The following is a 7,486-nucleotide window of genomic DNA, read 5'->3' on the forward strand; positions in this document are numbered from 1 at the left end:
CAGATTTTTTACGCTACATTTTTTTGTGCTATCTATCGTTGCTCTATTCTTTTTTGCTCTATTTTAGCCGAGTAAATCACCATGCCGCTAACAAACCAATCTACTAGATTTTGTCAAAAGACTCTCATCACAGCGACGACATTGGTTACTATCATCACCCTTACTGGCTGCGCCACCACCAAAATCGGTAGCCGCGATACTGCAAGAGCCATCATAGATCAGCGGGTCAGCGTGTTATCGGGCAGCCGCTTGAGTTCTGACACCAAAAGCCGTTTAGTACAGGCAGGCTTAGATGAAGAAAAATGCTTGGCAAATATGCCTGCCTGTGTAGTGACACTCAAGCAAGCGGATCTTAATACCGATAAAGGGATTTATGGCGCAATTAGTGAGCTGTTTTATGCCTCTGCCCAGCAGCGCCAGCAAGCCAAAACTTGTAGCAATCCGCCAAAAGACTTGGCCACAGACTATGCCAAAGATTTGGTTGGCAAGATCGACGTTGTAGCGCCCAAACCCGATGAAATCTCTTGTACCACCGCCTTTCAAGACGATATGCTGCAATCGATTCGGTTTTCTTACATTTATTTGATGTACGATATCCTTAATCCAGCCGTCGTCAATCAACAACCGTCACAATTGTATTATCTGCCAAAAGAACGCGATACCCAAATTCAGGATTTGTATTACGCTGCCATCGACGCGTTAGGTGATCGCTTGTATCATCAAAAAATGGCAGAAAATTATCAAATCACTCGCAACAACCTGCGTATCAATATCAATGGACAGCCGTTTACCCAAAGGTCAGCATCGATGAAGCTGATTTCAAGCTACCAGATTGATTTATCAAAATTTAATACCATCAGTCGCCGAGACGGGTTTGGCATCAATTACGTGGCGCTACTCAATAGTCGCATCAATACGGCGGTGATTATTGACTTGTTGCAACACTATGCTAATGATACACCGCTAGAAGAGCGTATCCACCAAACAGGACATTTGCCTATGACTGCGGTTTTGGTGCCCAAAGGCAATACTATTGATGAGGTACAAAAAACCACCGATTTTTCGCTCAATATTTATGATCCTTATCAGTTTAAAAGCGTCTCTATACTCAACAAAGATTTTGCGCTATCGGCGAATTTTTCGGCAGCCTACGGATTGTGGTCACAGGACAATCGCCTAGGCAATATCAGCTATTTTAGTATGTTTTCCTCGCCGTATCAGCAGACCCAGCCGCATTTATTTATGCTTGAGCCATACAATCCCAATAAACGCGTGATTATCATGATGCATGGGTTGGCATCAAGTCCTGAAACTTGGATTGGACTGACCAATGACATTTTTAATGACCCAAAACTTCGCGAAAATTTCCAAGTTTGGCAGATTTTTTATCCAACCAATATCCCGATGTTGGAAAACCGCCACCAAATTTATGACTTGATTGAACGCGCTTTTAAAACCGTCGACCCTGAGCAGCAGGACGTTGCCAGTCAACATGCGGTGCTGATTGGTCATAGCATGGGTGGGGTGATTGGGCGTTTGTTGGTATCAAATGATAACTTGACGCCCAAAGTCGAATCGCTGGTTGCCAATTACTCACAGCTAAATAATTTTTCAGCGGACTACGCCGCATTTGTCCGTCATGCGCAAAACAAAACGCTCAGTGACCGCTTCAAACTGCAAGCGCTACCGCAAGTCGATCGCGCGATTTTTATCTCTTCACCATTTCGCGGTACCGATTATGCCGATCGCTGGTTTACTCGCAGTTTGCGCCGTATCATCTCGCTACCGGCAGGGTTTATCCGCACCGTGTATGGCAATTTAAATTCGCTATTTACTGAAGGGGTGGTTTCAAGCAATCCTCTGGCACAGCTATTTTTGGAAAATGGCGCGAGCCAGTTGAGCAGCCACTCTTACTTTAACCAATTGACGGCAGATGTCAAAATCGCGCCCAATGTTGCCGTCAATAACATCATCGCCACTGATGATAAGGATTTGTCCAATGCGCTTAATCAGTTTACCGCTAAGGCAGCCAATAGCCCTACTGATGATGTATCGGCATCCATAACATCTTTGGAAAATAACAATACGACGTCGAGCGTTAGACCCGCCACAGAGACCAAACTGTATAACACCACTAGTTTGGCGCAAGCCAAACAAAGTCTGGATGAGAAAAAGCAACTCTTAGAATCGGTGAAATATGGCGCAACCGACCGTATCTCCGATGGTATTGTGCCGTACAACAGCTCGCATTTAGAAGGCGTGGAATCTGAAAAAGTGCTTACCGGTCGTCACAATGTTCATACTAGCCCGCAGGCGATTTTGGAGCTACGTCGTATCCTACATCAACAACTCGCTCGCTATGGCGTCACCCAAGCACCGCCTGACAGACAGCCTTAGTGGCTATCCTGCCTCAGCCTCAATAAAAAAGCGAATAGCCTTCACTATTCGCTTCTTATTACACTGTTTTTTATTCAACTGTTTATTAGTACTAATTATTGGTACTACTGACAGCCCAACCTTTAAACTTTAGCAAAATACTTGGTCAATACCTCAAGACAACGCGTCACCTTGGCAGGTTGTTGTTCATGTCTGGGCGTTACCGCATACAGCATATAACTTGGTAATTGGTAACCTGGCAATACTTCCACCAAATCGCCATTTGCCAATTCTTTTTGGATATCGAGTGACATGATGCGGGCAACGCCATGCCCTTCTTTGGCAAGGGTCGTGGCAAGCATAATGTTGTTGGTTTGAATACGTGTTGGCATACGCACGCGTGATTTTTTACCTGTTTCCACATTCACCATATCGACTTGATTGGGGTCTTTGACAAGACTAATGCCAATCATATTGAGTTTGGCCAAATCTTTTGGCTCGGTCAATTTTTCATTTTGACGTAAAAAATGCGGGGAAGCGACGAGCAACTGACGTATCTCAGTCAAAGGAAACGTGGATAAACTACTGTCATTAAGGTTTGGTGACATCCGAAGGGCGATATCGATACGCTCTTCAATCAAGTCAACATACTGATTGTCCGCTTCAAAATGGATGGTTAAATCATCATGCGCCGAAATCCAAGTCGATAACGCGGGTAAAATATGATTGACACCCAATTCTGGCGTGGTCGCAATGCGTAAGTTCCCTGCTAACTCATCGCGTAATTGATTGACACGGATACGACCTTGTTCGGCTGCCGCAACCACATCTTTGGCACTCTCATAAAAACTAGTGCCTGCTTCTGTTAAGCTTAACTTACGAGTTGAGCGATGCAATAACACCACCCCCATATCGTTTTCTAACGAGCGGATTTGTTGACTGACCGCACTTGTTGTTATGCCCAGTTCTTTTGCAGCACCACTAAATGAACCATGACGTACAACACTTGCAAAAACCGCCATGCCTCTTAAATTATCAAGCATATTTCACCCAATTTTATCACTTAATCAAAGTCACTTTTAAAAGCTGATGTATTATACGCCATTAGCAAGATAAATTAAACGACATCGGAATTTATTAAGTAAAATTATTAATATTTTTTCAATTATTTAATATTGTATTTTATTGATTTTCTTAACAAATATTAGTTTTCTTCAATTACTAGTCTGTTAAAAAAGTAAAAATTAGAATTTATATAAATTAAATTGACTTATTGAATTAACTTAACAGAGCTAATCGAGGCGTGTTGCTGCAAAAGTGCCTGCGTAACTGCTTGTTGTTCAAGCTGGTGGGTAGCTTGTTGTAACGCTAGTTTTTCGCGGGCTTCTTGTAGCGCTTCTGGTTTTAATCCATCTAGCGCTTGAAAATTACTTGCCGACTCCGCCAAACGAATATCAATCCCCTCAAAACGCTGTTGCAGTTTTTGGCAAAAATTATCAAAAGTTGCGGTATGGGTCAAAAAGTTTTGTTCGGTGACAAATTGGCTGACCCCATGAATCTCGCCGGTCATGACTCCACGTTTGGCAAGCACTAATTCATCCTCATCGAGCCAGCCTTGCTCACGGGCATTAAACACCCAATAATCCCATTTGGCAGGTGTCCACTCGCCTTCAAGGGTTACATGAGTGGGTTTGAGTAATGCCAGGGGCGATACATTAGCAATATCACTCCCCTCTGCCGCCATAGTGTGGTGGGAATGGTCAACATTAACATTGGTAACTGGCGCTGGCGCATTGTTTTTTATCAATGCGCTATCTTCTGTGACAATGCTAGGCGTGTTGCCAGACTCTGCAACGATGTCTGGCGCAGTAATTTCATGATGACTATCGCTTGATTGCAAATCAGATAAGCGATTGGCATCGTCTAGTCTGGTTGGAGTTTGCCCTGCGGTGGTACTTGCCGCGGTTGTATCGTTAGATATTAAATGGGTATCATCAAATGTCTGTTGTTCAATGCCTTGTTCAATGCTTTCTTCAATGATTTGTTCAATGCTATCAACGTTTGGCGCAGATTTGAGCAGATTGTTATCCGATAAGTTGTTATCACTCTGCTCGGAGGTTACTTGTAAGCTATCTTCAGCCACCACTGAAGACTTTGCACCTTGCATTGATTCGCTAGGCGTTGTGTCAACAAGTTGAGAATCAGGACTTTGAGAATCAGGACTTTGAGACTCAGGACTTTGAAAATCAGGGTTATTAGCGATTGGCGGACGAAGTGGGATTTGGTTACGATGAAGCGGCTTGAACGCCATCAAGCGGAGCAAACACATCTCTAGCGCTTGCATCGGCGTATTGGCTAATGCCAAGTTTTCACGGCTTTTTACCACAATGTCATAATATAGTTGTAATAGCTCTGCGGGTAACTGCTGAGCCAGTTGTTGCAATTGCTCGCTTTGCTGACGATTGAGTTGCAAATCAAAATTTGGCAAGGCCTGCAAAATGGCCAACTGATGCAGCGTCTCAGCCAATCTGTCAAATACGGCTTTGGCATCCACCACCTGCTCACGCAGAAGCTGAATGGCCTGGGTCAACTGCTGGGTATTTTGCTGGTAAATATTGGCAAGGATAGCGATGACATCGGCTTGGTCAATTAAGCCAAGCATCTGGCGAATCACTTCATCTGTGACATTGCCATTGCCTAACGCAATGGCTTGATCAGTGAGTGACAACGCATCTCGCACGGAGCCTTTGGCACTGCTCGATAGCTGCCATAAGGCATCAGGCTCGTAGCTGATTTGCTCTTTGTTCAGAATCGTGCCAAGATATTCAGCTAACGCCACTTGCGGCAAAGGTCTGAGCACAAATTGCAGACAACGCGAGATGATGGTAATGGGCAGTTTTTGTGGGTCAGTAGTCGCAAGCAGAAACTTCACATGCGCTGGCGGCTCTTCGAGGGTTTTTAGTAGCGCATTGAAACTATGCGTCGATAGCATATGCACTTCATCAATTAGATAGACTTTGTAGCGACCTTGGGTCGGTGCATACGGTACGTTGTCGAGTAATTCACGGGTATCTTCAACTTTGGTACGTGATGCCGCATCAATCTCAATCAAATCAATAAAGCGACCGCTATCGATGGATTGGCATACACCACAGACGCCACAAGGCTCGCTTGTCACCCCTGTCTCACAGTTAAGGCATTTTGCCAAAATACGGGCAATGGTGGTCTTGCCGACACCGCGCGTACCCGTAAATAGATACGCATGATGCAAGCGCTGGTTATGGATGGCATTGATTAATGCTTTGGACACATGTTCTTGTCCCAGCAGCTCATGGAAGTTTTTTGGACGATATTTGCGTGCTAGGACTTGATACATGGTTATGGATACATGGCAACAAAAACGTTAAAAAAAAGAAATAACCTTAACCCGCTCGTAGTAAAACTAAACCGCTGGGCTATTGGCTTTAATTAGGGGTTGTAATTCACCGTCTTGGAACATTTGATAGATGATATCGCTGCCGCCAATCAGTTCACCTGCCACCCATAATTGTGGGAAAGTTGGCCAGTTAGCAATCTGTGGCAAAGTTGCACGGATTTCTGGGTTTTCAAGAATATTGACAAACGCAAATGGGCGACCAATTTGGGTTAATACATCCACCGCACGCGCAGAAAAACCGCATTGTGGGAACTGTGGCGTGCCTTTCATATAAAGCAATACGCTGTGTTGAGCGATTTGGTCACGGATGGTTTGTTCGATGTCAGTTTGGTTCATATCAGTCATATGAAATTCCTTTATCAGGCCCTTGTTAAAGTAGAGCGCTATCTTCACAGCTAGAATTTGACTCACTAATGATGAGTGCAGGGTTGCTATTATACGCTATAATGGTTATCGAAAGTAAACATTCAAGATGCCCATCCCAAAAAAGTCAGCAGCAAAACTACCCAAAAATTCCATTAATCTGATGAAGTCACTTGTTCAAGCAACACCACACAGCTCACCATAATCCCTTCTTGACGACCGGTAAACCCAAGCTTTTCAGTCGTGGTGGCTTTAACGCTGATTTGGTCAATCGCGCATCCCATGACACCGGCAATACGCGATTGAATCTCGGTACGATAAGGCAATAGTTTTGGACGCTCCGCCATGATGGTGATGTCGGCATTGATCAGCGCAAAGCCTTTTGATTGGATAAATTGGTACACTTGGTTTAGCAAAATGGTCGAATCTATATTGCGAAAACGCTCATCGGTATCCGGGAAAAACTGCCCAATATCGCCCAGTGCCAATGCACCAAGCAACGCATCACACAACGCATGTAATACCACATCGCCATCAGAATGCGCAAGCAAACTGTGGGTATGGGGAATTTGCACCCCGCCTAATGTTATAAATTGGTTTTCTGTGCCGTCGTTGACAAAGGCATGGACGTCAATACCCTGACCGATTCTTATCATGGTTAATCCTATTGTTTTATCTTGCTATCGTGATTTTGGGGGAGCCATTGTGTTTGGTTTAGCGGTGCCTCTATTCTAACAGTTCTAACAGTGACTGTTTTAGTGGACTCTATTTTAACGGTTAAAGCATGATTTACAAGTAGTTAGGCTGCCTTAAATGACAGCTATGGATAGCATTCGAATAACGACTTTGAATAAAAAATTAGCATAAACAGTTACTATCGCTGCTTGAATTAAAAATTGGCTATCAAACGAGATTTCCCGTATAACGTCTAAAAAAATTGATAAATCCTAGTAAATTGCTATGGTATTTTATTATATAACGTTATATAATATAAAAATAAACCCATCAAGTGGGGAGCTTGATGGGAGTGGGTAATGCACTATTTGTTGTTATTTTTATTGTTTCTTTCTTCTTCTTTGTCCTGCTTAGGTGAGCCATAATACTACATTATGGCTTTTTTCTTTTTATCCTAGTCAAAAAAATTTGTGTTTTTTATATCCTTCTGAATTTATTTTAGCGTATTTGCCTCTGTGCTCTATGTGCTCTTTGTTATGAATTGTTAAATTAAGTTTCTTTAGTTTCTTTAATAAAACTATTAGGTTCTGTTGAACATTCAAAGCTTCAGCCAATGATAAGCAAAGGCTAGAGCGA

5 protein-coding genes are annotated in these 7,486 nt (G+C 43.3%); 1 reads left to right on the forward strand and 4 read right to left on the reverse strand.

Going from position 1 to position 7,486, the window contains the following annotated elements; all coding sequences use genetic code 11:
* Positions 1-81: 81 nt before the first annotated feature.
* Entirely contained in the window at positions 82-2,397 is a 2,316-nt protein-coding gene (locus tag RT034_RS08425; RefSeq protein WP_313015954.1) for an esterase/lipase family protein, read from the forward strand.
* A gap of 122 nt (positions 2,398-2,519) precedes the next feature.
* Here the strand turns inward: RT034_RS08425 and RT034_RS08430 are convergent, their stop codons facing one another.
* The 4 genes from RT034_RS08430 to ispF all read right to left on the reverse strand — a co-directional run bounded on the left by RT034_RS08430 (position 2,520) and on the right by ispF (position 6,831).
* The gene (locus RT034_RS08430; protein ID WP_313015955.1) at positions 2,520-3,419 is read right to left on the reverse strand and encodes a LysR family transcriptional regulator; all 900 of its coding nucleotides are present in this window, start codon (positions 3,417-3,419) and stop codon (positions 2,520-2,522) included.
* 227 nt (positions 3,420-3,646) lie between these two features.
* Entirely contained in the window at positions 3,647-5,752 is a 2,106-nt protein-coding gene (dnaX, locus tag RT034_RS08435) for a DNA polymerase III subunit gamma/tau (RefSeq protein WP_313015956.1), read from the reverse strand.
* Positions 5,753-5,818: 66 nt separating this feature from the next.
* Positions 5,819-6,157 carry a Grx4 family monothiol glutaredoxin gene (gene grxD / locus RT034_RS08440; protein WP_313015957.1) on the reverse strand — a complete coding sequence of 113 codons (339 nt, stop codon included), beginning with the start codon at positions 6,155-6,157 and terminating at the stop codon, positions 5,819-5,821.
* 173 nt (positions 6,158-6,330) lie between these two features.
* Positions 6,331-6,831: a 2-C-methyl-D-erythritol 2,4-cyclodiphosphate synthase gene (gene ispF, locus RT034_RS08445; protein ID WP_060996281.1), complete on the reverse strand. Its 501-nt coding sequence runs from the start codon at positions 6,829-6,831 to the stop codon at positions 6,331-6,333.
* Between the last annotated feature and the right edge of the window lie 655 nt (positions 6,832-7,486).

It is taken from the genome of Moraxella sp. CTOTU48841 (assembly GCF_032061225.1).
Taxonomy (GTDB): Bacteria; Pseudomonadota; Gammaproteobacteria; order Pseudomonadales; family Moraxellaceae; genus Faucicola; species Faucicola cinerea.